Here is a 23,782-nt window from a genome sequence, read left to right on the forward strand (position 1 = left end):
CAGGAAAAAACTCCTGACCTATCATAAACTTATAATTATCTAATTAAATCTACTATTATTTATTGAGCTTCTTTTTTAGCATTTTGAATTACCTGGTGATACTTATCTAGAGTTTCTTCTACAGGTGCATCATTTAACACTATTTCTTTAAATGCACTATTTAAGGCTCTACTTACAGTTGCCCAATAAGGAACATTAGGTCTAGGTTCAGCATACTTCATTGCTTCTTTTACAGCTTCAAAGTATGGTTTCTGCCATTTTGGAACTTCCCCATAAGCATCTGTTCTAGAAGATGGCCAGGCTAACTTAGTTACTAGTTGTTTTTGTACCTTTTTAGACATTAAATATTTAATGAACTTAACAGCTAATTCTTCATGCGGTGCACCTTTTGGAATAGCTAATACAGAACCTCCTAGTACATGAGATTCTTTGACAGGTCCGCTCCAACCGTGATATGCTTTAATCTCATCTTTATTATACTTTTTAACAATAATATTAACTCCGAACGGCCAATTACGTCCTAAATAAACTGATTCAGTAGCCAAAAACTTATTTGTTGTATCCCATGTTGCTCGCTTAAAGTCTGGTGATAAGTAAGGTTTTAGTTTCTTTAAGAATTTAAATGCTTTAATACTACCTTCATCATTTAACACCAATGGATTTCCACCTGCTGAACGAATATAATCAAATAAGTGAACAGTTGTATCAGAAGCTAAACCACCTTTAATTCCTATTACACGTCCAATACCCTCTTTTTTCTTAAAAGTTTTAGCAACCTTAAGTAGCTCATCCCAATTCTCTGGCGGTTTAAGTCCATACTTTTCGAACTTTTTTTGATTATAAAAAGCAATCTCTACATTAGGACGATAAGGCATAAAGTATAACTTACCATTAAACTCTCCAACCTTTATTAAAGCATCAATAACCTCTTTAGGAATTATATCTCTATATTCTGATAAATCTTCAACTAATCCTCTATCAACTAATGGCGCTAACTGCATATTATCTTGAGCAACTACATCAATAGTCATATTTCCAGCTGCTTTTAAAGATTGTAGCTTCTTAATTACATTTCCAGATCCAATTTGAAAAGGAGTTACTTCAACATTATATTTCTTTTCAAATGGGGGTAATATTTCCTGTTTAATAACTTTCCACTCTGATTCTCCTAATGACATAACAACTTTTAATTCTTTCTTTCCATCTTTAGCTCCTTGGTCTCCTCCTGCACATCCAACTACAAGACCACTTAATAAGATTGTTACAACTAGTAATGTAAATATTTTTTTAGATTTACTTATCATTTGCACTCCTCCTTTTATTTTATAAATGGATAATTAAATTATTGAAGAAATTTATTATCCTTTAATAGCACCAGATAAATAACCTGACTTCATATATTTTTGTAAGAAGAAAGTAATAATTGCTACTGGAATAGTTAAAATAGTTGCATAAGCTGCTGTAGCAAATACTCCTCCTCGATTCACATAATAGAAAACCTGTAGTGGTAGTGTTTTATCAGCTAAAGTCATATATAAAGCATAAGTGAATTCATTCCAAGACTGTAACCAAGCAAACATTGTACCTACTGCAATACCTGGTAGAGCAATAGGAAAGACTACTTTTAGTAAAATTTGCATTTTACTAGCTCCATCAACCGAAGCTGCCTTTTCTAAATCCTGAGGAATTGTCTCAAAAGTTCCTACTAAAATCCAAGCTAAAAAAGGCAGTACTTTAATTAAGTGGGCCAAGATCAAACCTAAATTAGTATCTAACAGACCTAATTTAATGAATTCAACTGAAACTGGTAAAGCTATACCTACTGCAGGAAACATTCTTGTAAAGAATAACGAAATGATAGTAATATATTTAATCTTTCTATCCATCCTAGAAATCACATAAGCTCCAGGAGCAGCAATTATCATAGAGATTATAGCTGTACCTGTTGCTACTATAAAACTCTTAGATAATGGAGCCCAGAGTCGGCCTGATTGAATTACCCCTTTCCAATGCTCTAACGTGAAATTTTGAATCCCAAATGTTGGATGCTGAGTTAAAACTTCCTGAGGACTACTTACTGAAACCTTAAACATTAAATAAACAGGAAGTATCATAAATAATGTTCCTAATATAAGTGCTGGTATATAAAAAATATCAGCTAACTTTCCAGATAAATCTTCTGTATTATTCATTATCCAAGTCCTCCTTCATCAGAAGCTACTTTCAAATAAGCAACCACAAATAATAAAATAATAACCAATAAGATAGTTGAAGCTGCTCCCGAAGCATTTATATTATTATATAAATTATACTCTTGATAAGCGTAAGTAGCTAATACTGGAGTTGTTTGACCTGCTAATACTAAAGGTAACTCAAAAATTCTAAAAGCATCAATTGCTCTTAAGATTAAAGCCATTGTGATTGAAGGCTTAAGTAATGGTAATGTAACATATCTAAATGTTTGCCAAGTACTAGCTCCATCAATGTTAGCCGCTTCATAAACTTGTTTAGGAATTGATTGTAATCCAGCTAATAGTAATAATGTAATTAAAGGTGTTACTTTCCACGTATCTGCCAAAGCAACAACAAAGATGGTTCTAAGTCCACCACCAGTCCAAGTAATAGGCAAATCTATTAACCCAATCCTATACAAAAGTTCATTTAAATAACCAGTAGTACCAAATATATAAGTCATAACTACACCAGAAACAATTGTTGGTACTCCCATAGGAATTAAAAAGATCGATCTAAAAAAACCCTTTCCTCTAAAAGCTCTATTTAAGATTAAAGCTAAAACTAAACCTAAACTCATCTCAATTGTTAAACCTACAGCCGTTATCCCAATAGTATTTAAAAAAGCTTCAATAAAATCAGCCTTATTAAATAAGTACCTATAATGCTCTAAAGTAAATTGACCAGTCTGAGGATCTTGGAATCCTAACATGATTGACCTTAAAACAGGCGTTAGTGTAAACCCAAGAATATAAGCAACCAATGGTAAAATCATAATTATCTCTAGTTTATAATTTTTTAGTCCTTTTTTAATTGCTGTTAAATTCAATTCTAGGCCTCCTTGTTTTCTAAATTCATAATTAGTATAAGTTATTTTCTATCAAATATACTAAATGTAGATGACTTCTTAAACTATACATTCGTAACCGGTTACAAATATATGTTATTTAAAAACAAAAAAACTTCCTGAACTTGATACAGTTAGGACTAGGCATAAAAATTCCTATTCTGTATTAAGTAAAGGAAGTTCTTATAGGCTTATAATTATTATAATTCCTTGCTTATATGCTTTTATTATATTATTAAATAGTTATTTACTTATTGTTAAACCTGTATATACAACTTATTTACTAAATTAATTATAGACCATATTGCATTACTTGTCAAGGAATTATACTAATAAATTTTTCTCTTTTCTGTTTCTACCTTCTGCTTGATTGCTTCTAGCATATTCTTACTATTACTCCTTACTTTTTTCTTTAGGATAGGATTTAATAACGGGGCCAACATCGCTACCCCAAACTCAAACTCTACACTTAAAGTAATCTTTACTCCTTGTACAACTTCCTTTAGATCCCATTTTCCCTCAAACTTTTTTAAATCTCCCTCCAATTGCTGATAAAGTATTTCATATCCATCATCATTAAATAAATCTTTTTCTTTCCAACTAATACTACGCCCATCTATCTTTGTCTCCCAACTAGTAATAGTAGATTTTTTATCTCTCTTTAAGACTTTAACACTAATGACATTTTCCATAAATTGAGGATAAGATTCCATATCTTTAGCTAACTGATAAGCTTTATCTATACTCCCGTTTAGGATTATACTTTCTACTACTTGTGGCATTTACAATCCTGCTTATAAAAACCTATTTAAAACTACTTATAGGTTTATAAACAGATACACCCCCCTTTTTAAAAATACTTATTAAACAATCATTAGACCTTTAGGTCTATTTAATAGAGTTAAATTTCTAAATCCATAACCTCGAAAAATCTTACCTTTTAAAGTTGAGAAATTACAGACTTTAGAATTATATTTATTATTCTTAATTCTTAATGAAGTAATATAGCCTGTATAAGTTTCACCATTTCTCTTAGTATATTTAACTAAATCTCGCTGTCTAAAACATTTTAATTCTTTAATTTTAGCCTTAGACTTCTTTCTAAGAGGTTTAATATAATACTCTTTAATATCATCAATATTATCAACAGGTAATAGTCCAGTAGTACAAATAGCATCATTACTATGGCTTTTTTCTATCTCATAGTCAATCCGCTTATTAGCAGTATTACCACCTGATGTAATTTCTAGTTGAGCTATTTTAGATAATTTATCTCTTAACCAAGTCTTACCTTGCATAACATGACTTGCTGATTTTAAGTCAGATAATTCTTTGCTATTAATAATATCTAAAAATTGGTCTTTATACTGATACTCTCTACCATCAACTTTATCTTTATGACAAGCTTTACATAAGGTAATTAGATTATATATACTATCTGCTCCACCATCTCGTCTAGGCATGATGTGGTGGGCGTGTAGCATAGTTTCAGTAGCACCACATAATTGACAAGTACAATCATCACGATATAGCGTAGCTTTTCTTAAATTCTCGTCAAGTCGATTAGACTCTTGATACTCCCAATTATAAAGTTCTCTACCTTCTGTTAATTTACGAATATCAATTGATACATCTTCTAAGACTATCTTATCTATTCTAATGTACTTCTTTAATTTATTTACTACTCTTAAAATAGCTTGTTTCTTTTGGAGTATGCTAGGTGGTATTCGACCTTTTCTCTTGCTAGAGGAACGATTATCAAATCTAGCAGGTCTATATCTCTTATGAGAACGTCTATACCTACGATAACCTCTACGTTCTTCCATCTTTTTAGATGCATCTTGACGTTGCTCCATTACTGCTTTAAATAGAACTTTATTTTTAGTTTGACACTTCTGTACTAAAGCAAACCCTACCTTTTTAGCACCATCATCAATTCCTAAAATTAGCTTATCACTATTAACTTGGTCTTTAGGTACTTCTCTTTTTAGCTTAATAATAAGTGGATATTCTTCTACTAAACTAGCTTTACCCTTTCTAATTAAATACCATGCTTTTTTACTTTTAGTAGGATCAAGTAGCTTTCCCTTACTATCTAATACAAAAGCATATTTGTTTGGCATCTCTGCCACCTCCATAATGGGAACTTCCCTTCCTGGCAATGTCAAATGGGGCTTAAAGTGTCTTTGGTGTTAGGCTACCATATTCCATAAGAACTTAGGTAAGCGTTCTTCCTTGACACCACAGAGCAGTTTACAGAGCAAGGCTCTGCCTGCGACCTAAGACTGATAGGATACATCCGAGGGTGTGATAATAAGCCTTGTCGAGTTAAAAGACTCTTTGACCAAATAACATAGGAAACGCCTTTTGTTACGAAGTGTCCGCAAGACACGAAGGCATTGTGCTAAGGATATTTCTATCCTCTACACTCCCTTAACCTTGAAAGCAACGAAACAGTTTTACCTAACTTTAAATAGCATTAATTAGGATTTTATAAGCTGTTTCATAGCTCCTTTAACCTGCTAATAAAACTACTTTTTGTAAAGCTTTATCTAACCTCTCAATTATTGTATCTAACTCTGATCGTTTAATAATCAAGGGGGGTTCTAATCTAATTACCTGTTGTTGATTTAGTGTATAAGCTACTAAAACCCCTTGAGCAATTAATTCAGAAATTAACATCCCACTATACCCTTCATTTCTTAATTCTATTCCAATCATTAAGCCTTGGCCTCTGACTTCTTTAATGAATTGAGAGTATCTTTTACTTAGTTGCTCTAATTCTTCTAATAAATAAGCTCCTAATTTATTGGCTCTAGCTGCCAAACCTTCTTTCTCTATCTGCTCAATTGTAGCTAATGCAGCCTGACAAGCTAAAGGATTACCTCCAAAGGTTGATGTATGTAAGAAAGGGTCATCTGCTAATTTAGACCAAACTTTAGAAGTAGCTATAAAGGCTCCTACAGGCATTACTCCTCCCCCTAATGCCTTAGCTAATGTCATAATATCTGGAGTAATATTATAGTGCTGACAGGCAAATAATTTGCCAGTTCTTCCTAAACCAGTCTGTACTTCATCTAAAATCATTAAAGCCCCATAACTATCACAAATTTCGCGTACTGTTTCTAAATAATCATTAGGAGGTAAGACTATACCACCTTCTCCTTGAATAGGCTCTAAAATTATTGCTGCTGTATCATGACTAACCAGCTCTAATAATGATTTAACATCACCAAATGGTACATGTTCAACTTGAGGTACTAAAGGCTTAAAAGGACTTTTGAAAATCTCTCTACCAGTAGCGCTTAAAGCACCCAACGATTTACCATGAAAAGAGTTTGTAGTAGCAATAATTTGGTCCCGCTCAGTTGCTAATCTAGCTAATTTTAGTGCTCCTTCAACAGCCTCAGTTCCACTATTGCAAACAAAGGAATATTGTAAATTCCCAGGGGTTATTTGGGCCAATCTCTTTGCTAGCTGAGCTAAAGGCTGACTAAACAAAACTTTAGAAGATAACGGCATTAAATCTAATTGTTCTTTAACCGCTTCAATTACTGCCTTAGGTTTATGACCTAAAGTAAAGGTACCATAGCCCCCTAAACAATCAATATACTCTTGACCCTCTACATCCTTAACAGTTATTCCATCAGCTTCCCACTCTAAGCTATCTAACCCCATTAACTTATATAGGCGAGCTAAACTAGGATTGACATAATCTTTATAATTAGTAATTGTTTCTTCTACTATATCCTCCATAATTTCCTCCTTTGCTATAAATTACTAATTAATATTCTATCCTTAGTAAAAAAAAGTATTCATTAAAAGAAAAAATTCTAGGAATTTAATCCTAGAATACTAGCTAACCTGTAACTAAATAATTTATTTTTTCTATATTACTCTCTAACATATACTCTCTAAAAGCCCTACTCTCTCTTAATAACTTATATAATCTTTTCTTATTAGCACCATAATTCTTTTCACCAGTTCCCCTTGTAATTAAAATATTATAGGGATTAATAAACTGTAAACTTATTTTTCCCAGTTCCTGCAAATACTTTAAACCTAAGGAAAGAGTCAATTCCTGCTCCCCAGTTAAACTAGATAACGTATAAATATCAATTTTACCATCTTTATTCTCAATTATATACTTAACAAGTCCTACTAATTTTTTAATAAATACTGCACTCAACTCTAACTCAGCCTTTGAATAAGCCAAGACCAGCTTATTAGGATCTATACTATATAATAAATCCTGTAAAATAGTTAAATCAGGCGGACAAGAAAGTAATACTAAAGTATCTGCTGGTTGTTGGTAATAACGATCAACCACTTTAAAATCCCATTTTTTAGTTCCTTCATAATAATAGACAGCTCTAGAATAAGAAGGAAGTTCTCTACCTAACTCTTGCCAGCCACGTCTATCCTCAAATTCACAATCTATTTGCTTATCTTCCTTTATCTGTCCCGTAGCTGAGATTACCTCTTTAACTTCTAATTGAAATCTTCTTTTACCTTGCCAGTTGTTAACATCTAAAGAATAAACTAAAGCCACCTTATCTGCTAATTTATCTTCTTCAGCCTGCCACCAAATAGCAGAGCGTTGTTCTTGACCATCACTAACAACTAATTTTAAATGTTTTTGACTACCTAAAGGACGATAATTAAGGAGCTCTAAATTAGGAGCATAAAATAAAGGTTCCGGATTTCCCTCCCCAAAGGGGGCCAAGCTCCTTAACTGCTCATACAGCTCTAAACCAGTTTTATCCAACTTTAACCTTTGATCAACTTCAATTTCTTCAAAGCCACCTGCCTCTTTTAGTTTAGCAGTTAAAACATCTTTTAATTTATTCGTAAACTCAGCTAAATTATCTTTCTGCAGTGAGCAACCTGCTGCACCAGCATGTCCTCCAAAGCCAAGTAAAAAATCTTTACACTCTAGTAAAGCATCTCGAATATGAACTCCGGGAATTGACCTAGCAGAGCCAGTAACTTCTTCTGGCTTACCTTTTTTAGCACATAACAACAAAACAGGAACTTGAAATTTTTCTGTTAATCTGCCCGCTGCTATACCTACTATCCCCTGGTGCCAATCCTCTTGGTAAAGAATAATTGGTTCACTTTTATCTTGCACCAAATTTAGAGCTTCTTCTTCTATTTTAGCTCCTAATTCCTTTCTTTTCGTATTAATTTGATCTAACTGTCTAGCCAACTTTGCTGCTTCCTTAGGCTTAGAACTAAGTAATAATTCAACAGCCACATCAGCCTTATCTATTCTACCAGCTGCATTAATCCTTGGCCCTAGACGAAATCCAAGATCAACCTCTGAAATCTGAGAAGTATTAACCCCAGCTACCTTGCATAATTCTTCAAGCCCTAACCAATTAGTTGTTGCTAATGACTCTAATCCCTGCTGTAACAAATAACGATTCTCTCCTCTTAGCGGAACAACATCAGCTACTATAGCCAACGCTACTAAATCAAGTAATTGATCTGTTAAATCATCCTTTTTCACCTTAGCTAGTACTCCCTGGGCCAAAAAGTAAGCCATTCCAGCTCCCGGTAAATAATAAGCCTGATGGTCAACAGGCAAAAACTTAGGGGATAATAACAGATCAGCTGCCGGTAACTCCTCTGGTAAGTCATGGTGATCTGTAACTATCACTTCTAAGCCTAATTCTTTAGCTAAAGCTATCTCTGCTTGATTAGAAATTCCACAATCACAAGTTATAATCAAATCAACTCCACTCGTAGCTAATTCTTTAATAACCTCTTGCTTCATCCCATAGCCTTCTGTAAATCTATCAGGGATATGATAACTAACATTAGCTTTAATCTCTTCTAACATTCTAACTAAAATAGCAGTCGCAGTAACTCCATCGGCATCATAATCACCATAGACACAAATCTTTTTGCCATTATCAACTGCCTTTAAAATTAATTGAACTGCTTCTTTTAATCTAGGAAACTCAGTTACTTTAGTAGGTTGATAATAATTGGGATTTAAAAACTCCTCTACTGCTTCCTTAGTTTCAATCCCTCGTTTAATTAATAAACTAGCTAATAATTTACTCCCCTCTAATCGATCTAACATCCACTGTGGGATTTCCTGATTTAATTGATTGACCTTAACTTTCATCTTGACACCTCCACCCTAAAAACTAATTGCTTCGATATCATCCCAGTCCTCTGTCAAATCTAAATCTTCCTCTTTAGGTTCTATTTCCAAAGCAGGCTCACCATGACAGATAGGCCGATACTCACAATATAAACAATTCTTCTCTTCACTTGTAGCTAATACATCATCATCTGCTCTAAAGCTTACCTGTTTAATATCAGAAATCATCCTTTTAATCTTTCGTTCATCCCGTAAATATCTTTCTTGATTATAAAATAATACTTTTTCATCATCAGGAAAACGAGGGTTCCAATAAACCAAGGTAATATCCTTAGGTTGCCAAGAACCTTCGGGAGCATAATCACCCCCTGCTTTACATAATAGATACCTATATACAACAGTTTGTAAACTACGCTTAAGATAATTAACTTTAGAATTAGTAGCATGGGTCTTCCAATCATAAATAACTACCCGACCAGCTTCGCTAAAATGTAATAAGTCATACTTAGCCATTAATTTTAAATCTCCATTATTTAATTGTAATTTATGTTCTGGTAAAAATTGATCTTGCTTATTATATGGCCTAAAGTTAGTTAGTCTCTCTAACCAAGTAATCATTTCCTCTGAAATTATATCTTTACTATCAACAATTTTACCCCGAAAATAATAACGTTCGGCCAACATATGAAATAAATTACCTTGTTCTTGTAACTTCCTTTTTTCTTTATCTTTAATCCAATCATCTGGCCAAAACAACCCATCAATATACCTTCGTTTAAATTTTAGTTGGCAAGTATCATAAGTTTTAAGAGCTGAAGCACTAAAATATAAATCATCAATTACTTGCGATGACATCTAAGTTCACTCCTCTGCTAAAAATTCTTTTAATTTTATAAAGACTTTATTCGGTTTAATCTCATACCAATCAGTATAATAACCCTCTCTTTTTTGATAACTAGTTAAAAATAAGTTCTTTTCAGCCCGAGTAATAGCCACATAAAGCAACCTTAATCTTTCTTTAGCTACTCTGATTTTGGCTTCTTGATTAGGATTTTTGCTGCCTCCTTGGCCCACAATATTCTCTAATTGTGCTTCTACACTTGCTTTAGGATTACGTTTACCTGAAACAAGATAATTAAGCTCTCCTTTAAATTTATCTCCTAGGGTAACTGGATATTTATCCCGGACTACAGAAGTAACAAATACAGTATCCCACTCTAAACCTTTAGATTTATGAGCTGTTAAAACTGTAATCACACCTGGTTGTGGTTTGAATCCATTTAGCTTATTAAATTTATCTGCAATTTGATTAAATGAGCGTTCTAAATCAGATAATTGCCCCATAATATCTACTAACTTATAATCAGGATTAATCTTTAATTGATCTCTAATTTGTAATACAATACCTTGGACTAAAGCTAATAATTCACCTGTAAACTTTAAACTTTCAGCTATAAATAAAACCAATTCATCTGGAGGTAATTTAACACTAGCATCTAACCACTCTTTAATTTTATCTGTAGCCTCATTAAATTCTTGATATAATTCTCGATTATCAAATAACTGGTCTGGCAACTTAGTTGCAGACAATTCTCCTCCAATAGGATAAATAACTTCTTCTAGGGTATATTCACTAAATAATTTATTAATTACCTGCTTTTCTTCTGTAGTAAATTTAAATAAGAAGACTTCATTAATTAATGCAATTATTTTATCCTCTCGTTGTGGCTCTGCTAAATAATCTATAGCTTTAAGCAAAGATTTAATTGTATACTCCTGTTCCTGATTTAATTTACCGATTTCTTCAACAGGCAATTCTGCTTGCTTAAGTTTTTTAGTTATATCCTCTCCTACATACCTATTAGGGACAAGTATTCCTATTGCTTGGTTAGGATACTTATCTAATTGATCTGCAGCCTGATTAACTATCCAGTCAATCTCTTTTGCTTCAGTTTCAAATAATTTAGCTGCTACTTGATGGCCTTCGGTCGTTGGATTATCTTCTTTACCTACAGGATGGATCAATTGGTCTTCTAAAGCAGTTGTACAACCTTGATTAGGATGTTGATTTCTTGTCCAATCAACTAAATAATTTGCTAAATCAATAATATCTTGACTACTACGGCCTGAATAAAGAATAGATTCTTTTTTCACACTAGCTTGATTACAAAAACTCCTAAAAACATCTGGGTCAGCTGCTGTAAAGGTCCCCATAATGGCTTGATTAGAATCTCCAACCCGTACCAAATTACCATCTGCTCCTGCTAATAACTTAAGAATCGTCTCCTGCACTAAATTAGAATCTTGAGCTTCATCCTCAAAGACATAAGTCCACTTTTCTCTTAATCTTTGACAAAACTGAGCATCACTTTTTAGCAAGCGCCAAGTATTAATCAGCAAATCATCAAAATCAACCCACCCCTTTTGATGTAAAACTTGAGAATAATCAAGTAATAACTCCAAAGCCCAGGCCAAATAAGAAGAGCTAGCAATCCGTTGCCTTAACTTAAGAGCTTTATCTCGATCTATCCCTCTCATCTTAAGGTGACTGATCCAAGTTTGAACTAAACCAGGAAATTTATTCTTCCATCTATCCTCTGCTTTGCGATTACTAATTATTCCTTTCCAGTTAGACTTATTTTCTTGTAACCACTTGGTTGATAACTCCGCAATGATTTGCCACTTTTGTCTTTGGTCAATCACAGTAAAATCATCATTAATTAACACTAAGTCAGATTTTTCTTTTAAAATGCTAACTGCTAAAGAATGAAGAGTTTTAACTTCAAAGCCTCTGTTTTTAGGAAACCCTCTTTGCTCTAAAAAATTATTAATACGAGTGCGAAAATTAGCTACTGCTGCATTCATATAAGTAACAATTAAGATTTTACCTGATTTTATATACCCCTCTGTGATTAAATCCGCTGCTAAGTGGGCCAAAGTAAAAGTCTTACCTGCCCCCGGCACAGCAGGAACTGCTAAATAACCCGACCTATATTTGACTACTTCATCTTGTCCAGGTCTTAATTTTAGATTAGAAAAATCAATTTCAGCCATTATTTATCACCTCAGTTTGATCCTCTTGTAACCAATCACTTAACTGGCCCTCCTGTTGCCAGCCCCGACTACTTAAATCACTATCAGCTAAATATAATCCCTTAGTTACCTTACTTAATATACTTTGTAAATAATCAGCTAGTTGTTGATAACGTAATTTTTGGTCTATCTTATCGCCCCACTCCCCTTCTGTCTGTCGTGATAAAACATAAGGATTACTAAGTTCTTTTCCACTGCCTAATAACCATAATTCACTAGATAAATCTAATAAAAATAAATATTCAACCTTATCTACATCTGGTAAAGATAAGAAAGAATAAGGAGTAGCTAAGATGACCTTATCTTCTGATTCTTGTTTGCCAAATAGTAATTCAGCTGCTACTGTGCCCTGATTAATCATCTCTATAAATTTATACCCTATATCTTCTTCAGCTGCATCTTTAAATTGGCTAACTACTTTCTTAAACTTAACAATTGAATCCATAATCTTTCTACAAGATAAAATAACTTCTTCTTGTTCAGATTCATCAGCTAAAGCAGCAAGTAACGGTGATAACAACTCTCCAAATGCCTCTCTAAAGAAATACTCTAATTCAAAATCAGTTGCCCGTTTATCTGTTATCCAAGCCTTAAAATCATCATATCTTTTAGCATCATCAAATCCTAATCTAGCCCTTAACTGAGGATTCTCTTCTAAATCAGGTAACTGCTTATCAATAACACGATTAGCTAATAGTCCTGCTCTAATAGGGTCCAGCTTTAAAATTAAACCTAATGTTTGCACTAATGAGGAAAAATTTAACTCTAACTCCCAATCAGGATTAACTAAAATAGTCAATACTATTAAAGCTTGAGCAAATCTATTATCAAGTAATCTCCGATCCCGTCGTAAATTAAGTAATGAATGACCATCTTTTTTAAATTCTTTTTCTAATACAAACTCTAATATTTTATCAATTTGGGGCGCAATTATAGCAATCTGGTGGGGATTAACTCCTTCTTTAATCAATTCATCTATTTCATTGGCTACTTTAAGTAACATCTCCCCTCTAAATTTTTTCTTAATTAACTGGTCTTGTTGCACAAAATCATTATAACTTAATTTTGCTCCTGTAAGAATTTTATCTGTAATTTTAGTTGCCATCTCCCTAGCCTGCAAAGAAGCAGTATGTATCTCTTCAAGCTCTACTAATTCACACTGGCTAAAGAAGTACTCTTTGGCTAACTGAGGCGCAGCACCAAAGAACTTCTCAAAACCTCCTTCGGGATTAAAAGATAAATAAGCTTCATCTACTTCTGGCAATAACTTTTTAATTACATCTTGAGCTGTGGGTACCATCTTTTCTAAATCATCTACAAATAAGTAATTAAACCGTTCTTTTAAATCCTGATTATACTTTTGATTAGATAATAAATACTTATTATACAAATCTACTACTAAAGAATAATCCAAACACCGCTGTTTAAGACATACTTCTCTAAACCGTTTCATTAACTTAAATCCAGCTTGATACGAATCCTTTTGTTCTGCTAGCTTGGCCCACTTATTTAACCTATCCTTGACCTCAGACAATTCTAATCCATTTAAAGCAGCATAATTTAAGTTATTAATTAACTGCAGGGCAATTTGTTGGGCAGTAGCACTAACCTCTATAAAATTTCCTTGCTCTCTTGCCTGTTCTACAAAGGAAGTCATTAAATAATGAGTGGGCTCTACAGTCATAAAGGTCGGCTTAAGTACTTTTCTCCCGCCAGATAAATTTTCTTCAATTAAATCCCAGTATCTTGTTACCTCTTGGTTAACAAAACCAAAATAAGTAAAGATATTTACTAAGCCTGTTGTTGTTAACTTAATCTCTTGTCTCCACTTAGTAGCATTAGTCCCCTTATTAACTAGTACTAAACATTCATCTGTCTTCACTTGTTGACCAATTTGATGATACTTTTTTTGTAGCTTAGTAGTCTTTCCTGAGCCAGTTGGCCCACTATATATTCTTTTCATTTTCATCACCTACTGATAAATTAAAACCTTTTAGTTAAGTATACCACATAAGAGCTAATTAATTAAACTTAATTGATTAAAATATAAATCATAATTTATCGCCAACTAACAAATAATAATAAAACACACTTAGGAGAATTTAAGCTACTTTGTAAGCACAATCGGAAATGTTAGCTCTCACACTATTAAGAGATACATTCAAAATCAAAAATCTAATTAGGAGGTGGAATTATGCAGACCAAAATTGTAGATAAAGCATATAGTTTTAGAATTACACCTAATAAAAAGCAAGAAGAATTAATCAATAAAAATATAGGTTGTGTTAGGTTTGTATTTAACCACTTCCTAGCTCAATCTAAAGACGATAAATACTTATCATATTCTAAATTTGCTACACAATTACCTAAACTAAAGAAAGAATATAATTGGTTAAGAGAAGTTGATAGTATTTCTTTACAACAATCTCTAAAAGACTTAGACAAAGCATTTAAGCGTTTCTTTAAAGGTTTAGGTGGTTTTCCTAAATTTAAATCCAAAAAGAATAATAAGCAATCTTATAGAACTCAATATTTCAAGCGTTCTAGTGGAACTGAAAGCATTGAGATTAAAGATAATAAAATCAAGCTACCCAAACTTGGTTGGGTAAAATTTAGAAAATCTAGAGAAGTTACAGGTAAAATTCAAAATGTAACTATTAGAAAATCAAAAGCAAATAAATACTATATTTCTGTATGTGTTCAAGAAGAAGTTGAAGAACTACCTCAAACTGATAAAGCCATTGGTATAGATTTAGGCTTGAAAGACTTTCTAATTACTTCTAATGGTGAAGTAGTTTCTAACCCTAGAACTCTATCTAAATATGAAAATAAGATTGCTAGACTAAATAAAAGACTTGCTAAAAAAGAAGAAAACTCAAATAATTGGTACAAAGTAAAGAATAAATTAGCTAGAGTACACGAGAAAGTAGCTAATATTAGGAAAGACTTCTTACATAAACTTTCAACTAAATTAATTCGTGAAAATCAAACGATAGTAGTTGAAAGCCTAAAAGTTAAGAATATGCTTAAAAATTCTAGACTAGCAAAAAGTATCTCTGATGTATCTTGGTCTAAATTCGTTGACTATTTAAGCTATAAAGCTGAATGGTATGGTAAGGAATTAATTAAAATTGATACATTCTTTCCTTCAAGTCAACTTTGTAGTGAATGTGGATATCAAAAGAAAGAGGTCAAAGATTTAAGTGTTCGTGAATGGGAATGTCCGAAGTGTCATTCAATTCACGATAGGGATATAAATGCTAGTAAGAATATTTTACAACAAGGTTTACAACTACAATTAGCTAGTAGATAGACTATATACTGTCGGGCGGACAGAAATTTAAGCCTTTGGAGAACTTGTAAGACCAATTTGCACTTAATCCTTGAGATTAACTGTAAAAAGGCTAGGTTCTATGAATAAGGAATCTGCTTGGGCTTGCCCCGCAGAGCGTCAAATAGCTGAAAGTATACTAATGGTACTCCAAAGAAATGTACAATCTTTAATTCGTGCTTTTATGACCGCTACAACTAATGATCAAGTGCGAAATTTATTTGGAAAGTACTTAAAAAAAGAATTAAATTGTATTCATAATACAGCAAAGTACTTCAAATTAAAAAACTGGGCTTCACAACCACCAAAGTACCCTCATAAACCTCCTACAACTAAAGAAGAGATAAACTCAGGAGAAGCATTTCACTTGTGGAGTCATCTTTGTGCCCGCTATGATCAAATAGAACTAACAAAACTTTATGAAAATTATACCCATGATCCTGATTTTAAATTTCTTTTAACAAATGGATTGCGCATGGTACTAGAAGACCAGCTTGCCAACCTAGAACAAGAAATGGATCACTTTGGTCTGCCCCTTCCAGAAAGACCTCCTAAAAGTATCAAAACAACTCAAAATGCAGAAGTTATATCAGATGAAATGATCTACCGGAATATAATGACAGGTCAACAAAATATGCTCCGCTTACACTCTAGTGGTCTAATACAAAGTATCACCAATGATCGAATCCGTAATATATATCTAGATTTAATAAAAGAAGAGATAGATATACTTAATAAATTTATAAAATATGGCAAGACTAAAGGATGGATTAGAACTGTTCCCAACTATAATAAAAATATTTAACAGAGCAACCTTTTAAAAGGTTGCTCTGTTACTTAGACTTCAAAGTGATTTACTAACATATTTAATTCTTGAGCCATATTACTCAAATCTTGACTAGAGCTTGATATTTGTTGCATAGCAGCAACTTGTTCTTCTGTTGCACTTGATATCTCTTGGCTACCTGCTAATAATTGATCACTATAATCAGCTACTTCTTGGACTTGATTATTGGCTAGTTCTATTTTATCAGCTATTTGAGCAAAGAACTGGCCTGTTTCTTGAACATCTTGTGCACCACTTTGAATCTGAGAGTTAGTCTCCGCAATAATTTCTACTGCTTGGTCTGTTTTAGAACCTAACTGATTAATAATTCCTTTTATATTACCAACTGAATCTTGAGTTTCTTCTGCTAATTCCCTAATCTCTTCAGCTACTACTGCAAAACCTTGGCCCGCTCCGCTTTGTGTACTTCCTACTCGCGCAGCCTCTATTGAAGCATTTAAGGCCAATAAATTTGTCTGTTCAGCCACTTCAGAAATAACTTTTATTATCTTCTCTATTTGGGCAGAAGATTCTTTTAGCTTCTCAATAACTTCAGTTGACTCTTGAGCAGTAGTCACAATTTGCTTCATTCTTTCTTCTGTTGTTTCCATCTGCTCTAACCCACTTTGAGCCAAATCATCAACTGCTACTGTTACTTCTGCTGTATTTTGAGCATTATCATTTACATTTTCAACCTTATTGGTAAAATCTTCTATCGAAGCAGAAACTTCTTCTAACGAAGCAGTACTTTGTTGGCTAGATGCACTTAGTTGCTGACTAGTAGAGGAAGCCCTTTCGGCTGCCTGATTAATACTCTGTAACATTCCTTTTAAGCCACTAGCCATATTATTAACTGCTGTTTCTAAATCTCCTATTTCATCAGCTCGATTTAAATTGACTTGAACAGCAAAATTACCATTAGCCATCTCTCGAGTTTTGGCTATAATGTTATCTAAAGGATTGAATAATATTCTATCTAAGAATTTAGATAGAATAAATTGAATAATAACTATCCCAACACCTAATATTATAACCACCCACATAATAATTCGCTTAACTACATCAGCAACTAAATCTTCTGAAGTTCCAACTCTCATCATCCCGATAATTTGGCCCTCACTATCTTTAAGAGGAGTATAAGCAACATAATAATTCTTTCCTAAAATAGTCATTTCACCATAAAAATTATTACCTTTATGTAAAACAATATTAGCAACTTCATCTGAAGCCTTAGTCCCTACTAATCTAGTTCCATTTTTCTTCTTAATATTACTAGAAATATTAGTCCTATTTGAAAAAATGGTTACATTTCCACCAGTTAACTGACTAATATAATTAACTAATTTAAAATTTCCATTTATTTTCCTCCCCCCTTTATATAAACCAGTATCATATTGATACCAAGCCCCTGAATATTTCTCATTTAAAATCTGATAACTAACTCTAAGATCTCTTTTGACCCTATACTTTGATAATTGCTCTCCTACTACCTGATTAACAGTAATCAAACCTGCAATTATTATAAATAGTAACGCAACTAGTACAAATAATTTAAATCTTGCTCTTAGTGATAAATTCTTGATTTTATCTATCATTCTTCTTTTCCTCCTCTTAGATTGTTACTAAACCATCCATTTATCTTTATTTCGATAAAAAATTATCAATCCCTTTAAATATTATTTCTACTTATTTACAATTTAGATAAAACTCTAAAAACACCTGCAAAAAAATAAATTTCCCCATCCTGTCAGGATGGGGAAATACAACTTAGCTCTTTAATTAGTCAGTAATCAACTTTAATTTAGCTGGATAGTAATTAAAGTTGATTTAAAATGTCTTCTGTAATTTTTTGAGTTGTAAACCCTAATTGCTGGGCTACTTCTTGACCAGGGCCACTAGCCCCAAATTGATCTACACTAACTACTAAATCATCTAATTTTAATAGCTGATGCCAGCCATTACCTACACCAGCTTCAATTGCAACTCGTAGATTATCTTCATCACCTAATACTTCTTGAATATAACTTTGCTCTTGCTCTAAGAATTTATCTCTATTGGGAATAGAAACTATTCTAGATAATACATCTTCTGCAGTTAACATCTCTGCTACTTCTGTAGCTAAAGAAACTTCACTACCACTAGCTAGTAAAGTTACTTCAGCATTTCTCTCCTCTTTTACTACATATCCTCCTTGTGACATATTTACTACCTTATTATCTTTATTCAAGTGCGGTAAATCTTGTCTAGTTAGGATCAGAGCAGTTGGACCATCAGTCCTCTCCATTGCTTGTAGCCAAGCTTCTTTTGTTTCTTCTTCATCAGCTGGCCTAATTACATCTAAGTTAGGAATTAAACGTAAAGATTCTATTTGTTCTACTGGCTGATGAGTTGGTCCGTCCTCTCCAATATAGACAGAATCATGGGTAAAGACATAAACAACTGGTTGATTCATTAAAGCAGACATTCTAACTGCTGGACGTAGATAATCAGAGAAGACTAAGAAAGTAGCTACAAATGGTCTAAGTCCTTGGTGGAGAGAAATACCATTAGCGATTGCTCCCATAGCATGCTCTCTTACTCCAAATCGGAAATTACGGCCGTCATAGTTATCCTGTTGAATCTCATCATATTTATTAAGGTAAGTCTTATTTGATGGTGCTAGATCAGCTGAGCCTCCAACTAAATAAGGCACTTGATCAGCCATCTCTCGTAAAGTAGCACCTGATGCTTTTCTAGTAGCAATCGGTGTATCAATCTCTAACTTCTCAACTACATCTTGTAAATCAGTTGGTAACTCTAAATTATATCCGTTATCCCATTCTTCTTTTAATTCTGGGTTGGCCTTGGCCCAAGCAGCAAATTCTTCTTCCCAGGCAGCTCGTTCTGCTTGCAATTCTTCTTTTCGTTGATTAAGAAATTCTTTTACTTTATTTGAAATATAGAACTTTTCATCAGTTGGTAGTCCAAATTCTTCTTTTAATCCTTTAATCTCATCTTCTCCCAATGGAGATCCATGAGCTGAACTAGTATCCTGCTTAGTAGGTGCTCCATAAGCAATATGTGTATTAGCCATAATTAACGTAGGTTTATCAATAACTTCTTTCCCTTCTGCAATGGCTGCTCTTAAAGCATCAAGATCATGACCATCAACATCTTCAACTACATGCCAATCATAGGCTTTAAATCTATCGGCTACTGATTCAGTAAAGGTAATATCTGTATTACCACCAATGGAAATATCATTATCATCATAAATAGCTACTAATTTATCTAACCCTAAATGCCCAGCTAATGAAGCAGCTTCGGCAACTATTCCCTCCATCATACAACCATCACCTAATAGAGTATATGTATGATGGTCTACTATTTGATGGTCAGTTGTATTATACTTTTCAGCTAACATTTTCTCTGTAACTGCCATACCTACCGCATTAGAAAAACCTTGTCCTAGTGGTCCAGTAGTAGTATCAATTCCTGGAGTATGACCATATTCAGGGTGACCTGGAGTTTTTGAATTTAATTGCCTGAAATTCTTTAAATCATCAAGTGATAAATTATAACCTGTTATATGTAATAAAGAATACAACAAAGCTGAGCCATGACCTGCTGATAAAACAAACCGGTCGCGATTGGCCCATTCAGGTTGGGTTGGGTCATGACTCATTACTTCACTGTATAATAATGAACCTATATCGGCACACCCTACTGGTAATCCTGGATGGCCAGACCCAGCTTCTTCTACCATATCAGCAGATAATCCTCTTACTACATTAGATACTTCTTTTAACACTTTAATCACTCCCATTATAATATTAATTTTTACTTACAATACTTTAAAAACCACATAATAAAGAAGACCCTCTAATATAGAGAGCCTTAAAAATTACTATTATTCTTGAGCTTCTTTCCAATCATCTAAAAATCTCTGAATTCCAATATCCGTTAGTGGATGTTGAGACATCTTCTTAATTACACTAGAAGGAATAGTAGCAATATCTGCTCCTACTAATGCTGCTTCTTTTACATGACGAGGACTTCTGATACTAGCCGTTATAATTTCACTATCTAAATTATAATTAGTTAAAATCTGATTAATTTCTTCAATTAATTTCATTCCATCATGTGCTCTATCATCTAACCTTCCTACAAATGGACTAATAAAGCTCGCTCCAGCCTTTGCTGCTAATAAGGCTTGATTGGCTGAAAAAACTAAAGTAACATTAGTTTTTATACCTTCATTTTCTAAAGTATTAACTGCCTTTAATCCTTCTTCTGTCATTGGAATCTTAACTGCTACGTTAGAAGCTAGCTCTGCTAATTCTCTTGCTTCTTCAATCATCCCTTCAGTATCTGTACTAATTACCTCAGCACTTACTGGACCATCTACTAGTTCACAAATTTCTTTGATTCGTGTATGGAAATCTACATCTCCTTCTTTAGCTACTAAACTAGGATTAGTTGTCACTCCATCAATTACACCTAAACTATTTGCCTCTTTGATTTGGTCTAAATTAGCAGTATCAAGAAAAAATTTCATTTTATCACTCCTTTAAAATTAATAAAATAACATTTAACCAAAACAAATCTTTGTCTCTTACAATTTAGTTAAGTAGAATCAATACAAACCAGCTAACAACTGGCTTGTATTGAAAATTATCATTATTACATTAAAAGACCAGCAATTGTAGCAGTCATATATGTCGCTAATGATCCACCAATTAAAGCTCTAACACCTAAAGCAGCAATCTCTCCTCTACGTTCAGGAGCTAAACTACCGATTCCGCCAACCTGAATTGCAATAGATGAGAAATTAGAAAATCCACATAAAGCAAAAGTAGCAATCATTTCTGATTTAGCAGATAAAGCTCCTTCTTTAATCATTTGAGATAATTGAGAATAAGCTACAAATTCATTTATAGCCATCTTTTGACCTAATAAACTTCCTACTTCTTGAATTTCAGCTACTGGAACTCCCATTAAGAAAGATAATGGTGCAAAAATATATCCCAAGATCTGTTCTAAACTAGTACCTAAAAAACTTAATGGATAGTTAATTAAAGCAATTAATGAAACAAACGCAAGTAACATAGCTGCTACATTTAAAGCTAACTGTAATCCCTCACTTGCCCCTTCAGCAGCTGCATCAATTATATTAGCATTATCAATCTCTAAATCAATTTCCATATCACCTGATGTAGCTGACTCTTTGGTCTCCGGCACAATAATTTTAGCCATTACTAAAGCTGCAGGAGCAGACATAATACTAGCTGCTAGTAAATATCCAGCATCAATTCCCATACCAATATAACCAGCCATTACTCCTCCTGCTACAGTAGCCATACCACCAGTCATTAAAGCCATTATTTCAGATCGGGTCATATCTGGCACATATCTTTTTACAACTAGTGGGGCTTCTGTTTGCCCAACAAATACATTAGCCGCAGCAGATAGAGATTCAGCTCCACTTAAATCCATCGTTTTCTTCATTACCTTAGCCATATACTTTACTACTTTTTGTACAACACCTAGATAATATAAAACGGACATTAAAGAAGAAAAGAAAATAATTGTAGGAATTACAGATAAAGCAAAACTAAAACCTGTATCCATTAATGAACCAAACAAGAAATTAGCACCATCAGTTGAAAATCCTAAAATTTTCGCTACAAAATCACTTAACTTCTCAAAAAGTCTTTTTCCCAAAGGCCATTTTAGAATAATAAAAGCAAAGGTTAACTGTAGTAATATTCCTCCAATAACTGGGTGATAATCAATTTCTTTGCGATTTTCTGAAACAGCATATGCAATTCCTAGTAGAACGAACATTCCGATAATTCCGATAAATTTAGACATATTAATAGCCTCCTATTATAGTTTATTTTTTAGAGGCTTATTAATAGTTATTGATTATTAGATATCCTCTTATTAATCATTAAATATTTTATTGAAGTTTATACAATTTGTTATATTGTGACAATAACTATTATCTTATAGAATATCTAATAGAAATAAAAAGTTTATCAAGCCAAAAAATTATTTAATAATCACTTATAGCTTCTTGTCCTCTTATAATCTTCACTCCTGAACTAGCACCAATTCTAGTTGCTCCAGCCTCAATCATCTTCTCAACTGCTTCTTTATTTCTAATTCCACCAGAAGCTTTTACTCTCATATCTTGACCTACTACTTCTCGCATTAATCTAACATCACTTGCAGTAGCTCCTCCGGTACCAAAACCAGTTGAAGTCTTTACAAAGTCGGCTCCTGCCTCCTTAGCAGTTTGACAAGCTTTTTTCTTTTCATCCTCTGTTAAATAACAAGTTTCAATAATAACTTTAATTATAGCCTGCCCCGCTGCTTTAACTACTGCTTTAATATCTTCTTTAACTAGATCCCAAGCACCAGATTTCAATGCTCCTAGATTAATTACCATATCAACTTCTTGAGCACCATTTTCAACTGCCTGTTTAGCTTCATAAGCTTTTACTTCTGAAAGGGTATTTCCTAAAGGAAATCCAATTACTGTACAGACTTTAACAGAACTTCCCTTTAACTCTTCTGCAGCTAGTACTACATAATTAGGATTAATACACACAGAAGCAAATTGATACTTAATTGCTTCTTGACATTTTTCCTTAATATCCTCTACTGTAGCATCAGCACTTAAGATCGTATGATCAATAGTTCCTGCTATCTCTTTAGCTTCCATAACTTCACCTCTACTTTAAAATATAGTCTGAGCTAATACAAAACCTAAATAAATACCTACAACTCCCATAACAGCTCCTAATGTTGGTGGTGCGGGAACAGGTAACTTTAAAAGTGAAAATAAAAACCCTACTGACATTCCTGATATAGTTGAAACTAGAATGTTTTTCATATCTCTTACCTCCTTAATTACTTCATATAAAAATAAATTATAATTTATTTAGATTACTTATCCATATCTTTCCCAGCGAAAGCACCCCATAATATATCTTTTAAGTCTTTAGTTATTGCATCGCCTTCTAAATTAGCCATAATCACCTTAATACCCGGGCCAAACTCACTAATCACCTGCCGGCAAGCACCACAAGGCGAAACTGGATCATCTGTATCAGCCACAACAGCAAGTGCCTTAAAATCCTTTTTACCTTCTGAAATAGCTTTGAAGATAGCTGTTCTTTCAGCACAATTAGTCAAACCATAAGAAGAGTTCTCTACATTACAACCAGTATAGATTTCATCATCTACTGTTAATAAAGCAGCTCCCACTTTAAAATTAGAATAAGGTGTATAAGCATTCTCTCGTGCCCTAATAGCTTCTTCTATTAACTGCTCTTTCATGTTATCTCTCCT

Annotated in this window: 19 protein-coding genes and 1 pseudogene; 3 read left to right on the top strand and 17 right to left on the bottom strand. The window is 33.2% G+C overall.

Annotated elements, in window-relative coordinates; all coding sequences use genetic code 11:
* Positions 1 to 59: 59 nt before the first annotated feature.
* The 10 genes from HALHA_RS07620 to HALHA_RS07665 all read right to left on the bottom strand — a co-directional run bounded on the left by HALHA_RS07620 (position 60) and on the right by HALHA_RS07665 (position 14,250).
* Positions 60 to 1,304: an ABC transporter substrate-binding protein gene (locus HALHA_RS07620; RefSeq protein WP_015327212.1), complete on the bottom strand. Its 1,245-nt coding sequence runs from the start codon at positions 1,302 to 1,304 to the stop codon at positions 60 to 62.
* Between the two features lie 54 nt (positions 1,305 to 1,358).
* The gene (locus HALHA_RS07625) at positions 1,359 to 2,192 is read right to left on the bottom strand and encodes a carbohydrate ABC transporter permease (protein ID WP_015327213.1); all 834 of its coding nucleotides are present in this window, start codon (positions 2,190 to 2,192) and stop codon (positions 1,359 to 1,361) included.
* Positions 2,192 to 3,007: an ABC transporter permease subunit gene (locus HALHA_RS07630; protein ID WP_052326498.1), complete on the bottom strand. Its 816-nt coding sequence runs from the start codon at positions 3,005 to 3,007 to the stop codon at positions 2,192 to 2,194. Before HALHA_RS07630 ends, HALHA_RS07625 begins: the two co-directional genes overlap by 1 nt.
* 401 nt (positions 3,008 to 3,408) lie before the next feature.
* Entirely contained in the window at positions 3,409 to 3,861 is a 453-nt protein-coding gene (locus tag HALHA_RS07635; RefSeq protein ID WP_015327215.1) for a type II toxin-antitoxin system RatA family toxin, read from the bottom strand.
* 81 nt (positions 3,862 to 3,942) lie between these two features.
* Positions 3,943 to 5,202 carry an RNA-guided endonuclease IscB gene (gene iscB / locus HALHA_RS07640; protein WP_015327216.1) on the bottom strand — a complete coding sequence of 420 codons (1,260 nt, stop codon included), beginning with the start codon at positions 5,200 to 5,202 and terminating at the stop codon, positions 3,943 to 3,945.
* Between the two features lie 391 nt (positions 5,203 to 5,593).
* Positions 5,594 to 6,835, bottom strand: coding sequence for an acetylornithine/succinylornithine family transaminase (locus tag HALHA_RS07645; protein WP_015327217.1), 1,242 nt, complete (start codon positions 6,833 to 6,835; stop codon positions 5,594 to 5,596).
* A gap of 103 nt (positions 6,836 to 6,938) precedes the next feature.
* Entirely contained in the window at positions 6,939 to 9,215 is a 2,277-nt protein-coding gene (recJ, locus tag HALHA_RS07650) for a single-stranded-DNA-specific exonuclease RecJ (protein ID WP_015327218.1), read from the bottom strand.
* Between the two features lie 15 nt (positions 9,216 to 9,230).
* Positions 9,231 to 10,049 carry a PD-(D/E)XK nuclease family protein gene (locus HALHA_RS07655; RefSeq protein WP_015327219.1) on the bottom strand — a complete coding sequence of 273 codons (819 nt, stop codon included), beginning with the start codon at positions 10,047 to 10,049 and terminating at the stop codon, positions 9,231 to 9,233.
* Between the two features lie 6 nt (positions 10,050 to 10,055).
* On the bottom strand, positions 10,056 to 12,248 hold the full coding sequence (locus HALHA_RS07660; RefSeq protein WP_015327220.1) for an ATP-dependent helicase: 2,193 nt from the start codon (positions 12,246 to 12,248) through the stop codon (positions 10,056 to 10,058).
* On the bottom strand, positions 12,241 to 14,250 hold the full coding sequence (locus tag HALHA_RS07665; protein ID WP_015327221.1) for a UvrD-helicase domain-containing protein: 2,010 nt from the start codon (positions 14,248 to 14,250) through the stop codon (positions 12,241 to 12,243). The genes HALHA_RS07660 and HALHA_RS07665 overlap by 8 nt, the downstream gene beginning before the upstream one ends.
* Positions 14,251 to 14,398: 148 nt before the next feature.
* Between HALHA_RS07665 and HALHA_RS13930 the strand changes: the two are divergent.
* The 3 genes and pseudogenes from HALHA_RS13930 to HALHA_RS07675 all read left to right on the top strand — a co-directional run.
* A pseudogene (locus tag HALHA_RS13930) lies at positions 14,399 to 14,470 on the top strand (IS200/IS605 family transposase); the annotation flags it as partial.
* An 11-nt stretch (positions 14,471 to 14,481) separates the two neighbouring features.
* Positions 14,482 to 15,600, top strand: a complete 1,119-nt coding sequence (gene tnpB, locus HALHA_RS07670; RefSeq protein ID WP_015327222.1) for an IS200/IS605 family element RNA-guided endonuclease TnpB — start codon at positions 14,482 to 14,484, stop codon at positions 15,598 to 15,600.
* A gap of 100 nt (positions 15,601 to 15,700) precedes the next feature.
* Positions 15,701 to 16,423 (top strand): DUF3231 family protein, encoded by a 723-nt coding sequence (locus HALHA_RS07675; protein ID WP_015327223.1) that lies wholly within the window; start codon positions 15,701 to 15,703, stop codon positions 16,421 to 16,423.
* 32 nt (positions 16,424 to 16,455) lie between these two features.
* On the opposite strand, the gene HALHA_RS07680 is transcribed toward HALHA_RS07675, so the two are convergent.
* The 7 genes from HALHA_RS07680 to HALHA_RS07710 form a co-directional block, all read right to left on the bottom strand.
* Entirely contained in the window at positions 16,456 to 18,039 is a 1,584-nt protein-coding gene (locus HALHA_RS07680; RefSeq protein WP_015327224.1) for a methyl-accepting chemotaxis protein, read from the bottom strand.
* Positions 18,040 to 18,260: 221 nt separating this feature from the next.
* Positions 18,261 to 20,234: a transketolase gene (tkt, locus tag HALHA_RS07685; RefSeq protein ID WP_015327225.1), complete on the bottom strand. Its 1,974-nt coding sequence runs from the start codon at positions 20,232 to 20,234 to the stop codon at positions 18,261 to 18,263.
* Between the two features lie 99 nt (positions 20,235 to 20,333).
* Positions 20,334 to 20,981 (bottom strand): fructose-6-phosphate aldolase, encoded by a 648-nt coding sequence (gene fsa, locus HALHA_RS07690; RefSeq protein ID WP_015327226.1) that lies wholly within the window; start codon positions 20,979 to 20,981, stop codon positions 20,334 to 20,336.
* 125 nt (positions 20,982 to 21,106) lie between these two features.
* Positions 21,107 to 22,297 carry a NupC/NupG family nucleoside CNT transporter gene (locus HALHA_RS07695; RefSeq protein WP_015327227.1) on the bottom strand — a complete coding sequence of 397 codons (1,191 nt, stop codon included), beginning with the start codon at positions 22,295 to 22,297 and terminating at the stop codon, positions 21,107 to 21,109.
* A gap of 184 nt (positions 22,298 to 22,481) precedes the next feature.
* Positions 22,482 to 23,153, bottom strand: coding sequence for a deoxyribose-phosphate aldolase (gene deoC, locus HALHA_RS07700; protein WP_015327228.1), 672 nt, complete (start codon positions 23,151 to 23,153; stop codon positions 22,482 to 22,484).
* A gap of 15 nt (positions 23,154 to 23,168) precedes the next feature.
* Positions 23,169 to 23,324, bottom strand: a complete 156-nt coding sequence (locus tag HALHA_RS07705; protein WP_015327229.1) for a XapX domain-containing protein — start codon at positions 23,322 to 23,324, stop codon at positions 23,169 to 23,171.
* Between the two features lie 53 nt (positions 23,325 to 23,377).
* Positions 23,378 to 23,770: a cytidine deaminase gene (locus HALHA_RS07710; protein WP_015327230.1), complete on the bottom strand. Its 393-nt coding sequence runs from the start codon at positions 23,768 to 23,770 to the stop codon at positions 23,378 to 23,380.
* Between the last annotated feature and the right edge of the window lie 12 nt (positions 23,771 to 23,782).

It is taken from the genome of Halobacteroides halobius DSM 5150, assembly GCF_000328625.1.
Classification (GTDB): Bacteria; Bacillota; Halanaerobiia; order Halobacteroidales; family Halobacteroidaceae; genus Halobacteroides; species Halobacteroides halobius.

What these genes read in the sequence shown, in the direction of transcription:
- deoC (WP_015327228.1), bottom strand. Translation starts at nt 23,153, where the DNA reads ATGGAAGCTAAAGAGATAGCAGGAACTATTGATCATACGATCTTAAGT.
- HALHA_RS07655 (WP_015327219.1), bottom strand. Translation starts at nt 10,049, where the DNA reads ATGTCATCGCAAGTAATTGATGATTTATATTTTAGTGCTTCAGCTCTT.
- HALHA_RS07620 (WP_015327212.1), bottom strand. Translation starts at nt 1,304, where the DNA reads ATGATAAGTAAATCTAAAAAAATATTTACATTACTAGTTGTAACAATC.
- recJ (WP_015327218.1), bottom strand. Translation starts at nt 9,215, where the DNA reads ATGAAAGTTAAGGTCAATCAATTAAATCAGGAAATCCCACAGTGGATG.
- HALHA_RS07630 (WP_052326498.1), bottom strand. Translation starts at nt 3,007, where the DNA reads ATGATTTTACCATTGGTTGCTTATATTCTTGGGTTTACACTAACGCCT.
- HALHA_RS07625 (WP_015327213.1), bottom strand. Translation starts at nt 2,192, where the DNA reads ATGAATAATACAGAAGATTTATCTGGAAAGTTAGCTGATATTTTTTAT.
- HALHA_RS07645 (WP_015327217.1), bottom strand. Translation starts at nt 6,835, where the DNA reads ATGGAGGATATAGTAGAAGAAACAATTACTAATTATAAAGATTATGTC.
- HALHA_RS07635 (WP_015327215.1), bottom strand. Translation starts at nt 3,861, where the DNA reads ATGCCACAAGTAGTAGAAAGTATAATCCTAAACGGGAGTATAGATAAA.
- HALHA_RS07680 (WP_015327224.1), bottom strand. Translation starts at nt 18,039, where the DNA reads ATGATAGATAAAATCAAGAATTTATCACTAAGAGCAAGATTTAAATTA.
- HALHA_RS07675 (WP_015327223.1), top strand. Translation starts at nt 15,701, where the DNA reads ATGAATAAGGAATCTGCTTGGGCTTGCCCCGCAGAGCGTCAAATAGCT.
- HALHA_RS07710 (WP_015327230.1), bottom strand. Translation starts at nt 23,770, where the DNA reads ATGAAAGAGCAGTTAATAGAAGAAGCTATTAGGGCACGAGAGAATGCT.
- HALHA_RS07660 (WP_015327220.1), bottom strand. Translation starts at nt 12,248, where the DNA reads ATGGCTGAAATTGATTTTTCTAATCTAAAATTAAGACCTGGACAAGAT.
- iscB (WP_015327216.1), bottom strand. Translation starts at nt 5,202, where the DNA reads ATGCCAAACAAATATGCTTTTGTATTAGATAGTAAGGGAAAGCTACTT.
- tnpB (WP_015327222.1), top strand. Translation starts at nt 14,482, where the DNA reads ATGCAGACCAAAATTGTAGATAAAGCATATAGTTTTAGAATTACACCT.
- HALHA_RS07695 (WP_015327227.1), bottom strand. Translation starts at nt 22,297, where the DNA reads ATGTCTAAATTTATCGGAATTATCGGAATGTTCGTTCTACTAGGAATT.
- fsa (WP_015327226.1), bottom strand. Translation starts at nt 20,981, where the DNA reads ATGAAATTTTTTCTTGATACTGCTAATTTAGACCAAATCAAAGAGGCA.
- HALHA_RS07705 (WP_015327229.1), bottom strand. Translation starts at nt 23,324, where the DNA reads ATGAAAAACATTCTAGTTTCAACTATATCAGGAATGTCAGTAGGGTTT.
- HALHA_RS07665 (WP_015327221.1), bottom strand. Translation starts at nt 14,250, where the DNA reads ATGAAAAGAATATATAGTGGGCCAACTGGCTCAGGAAAGACTACTAAG.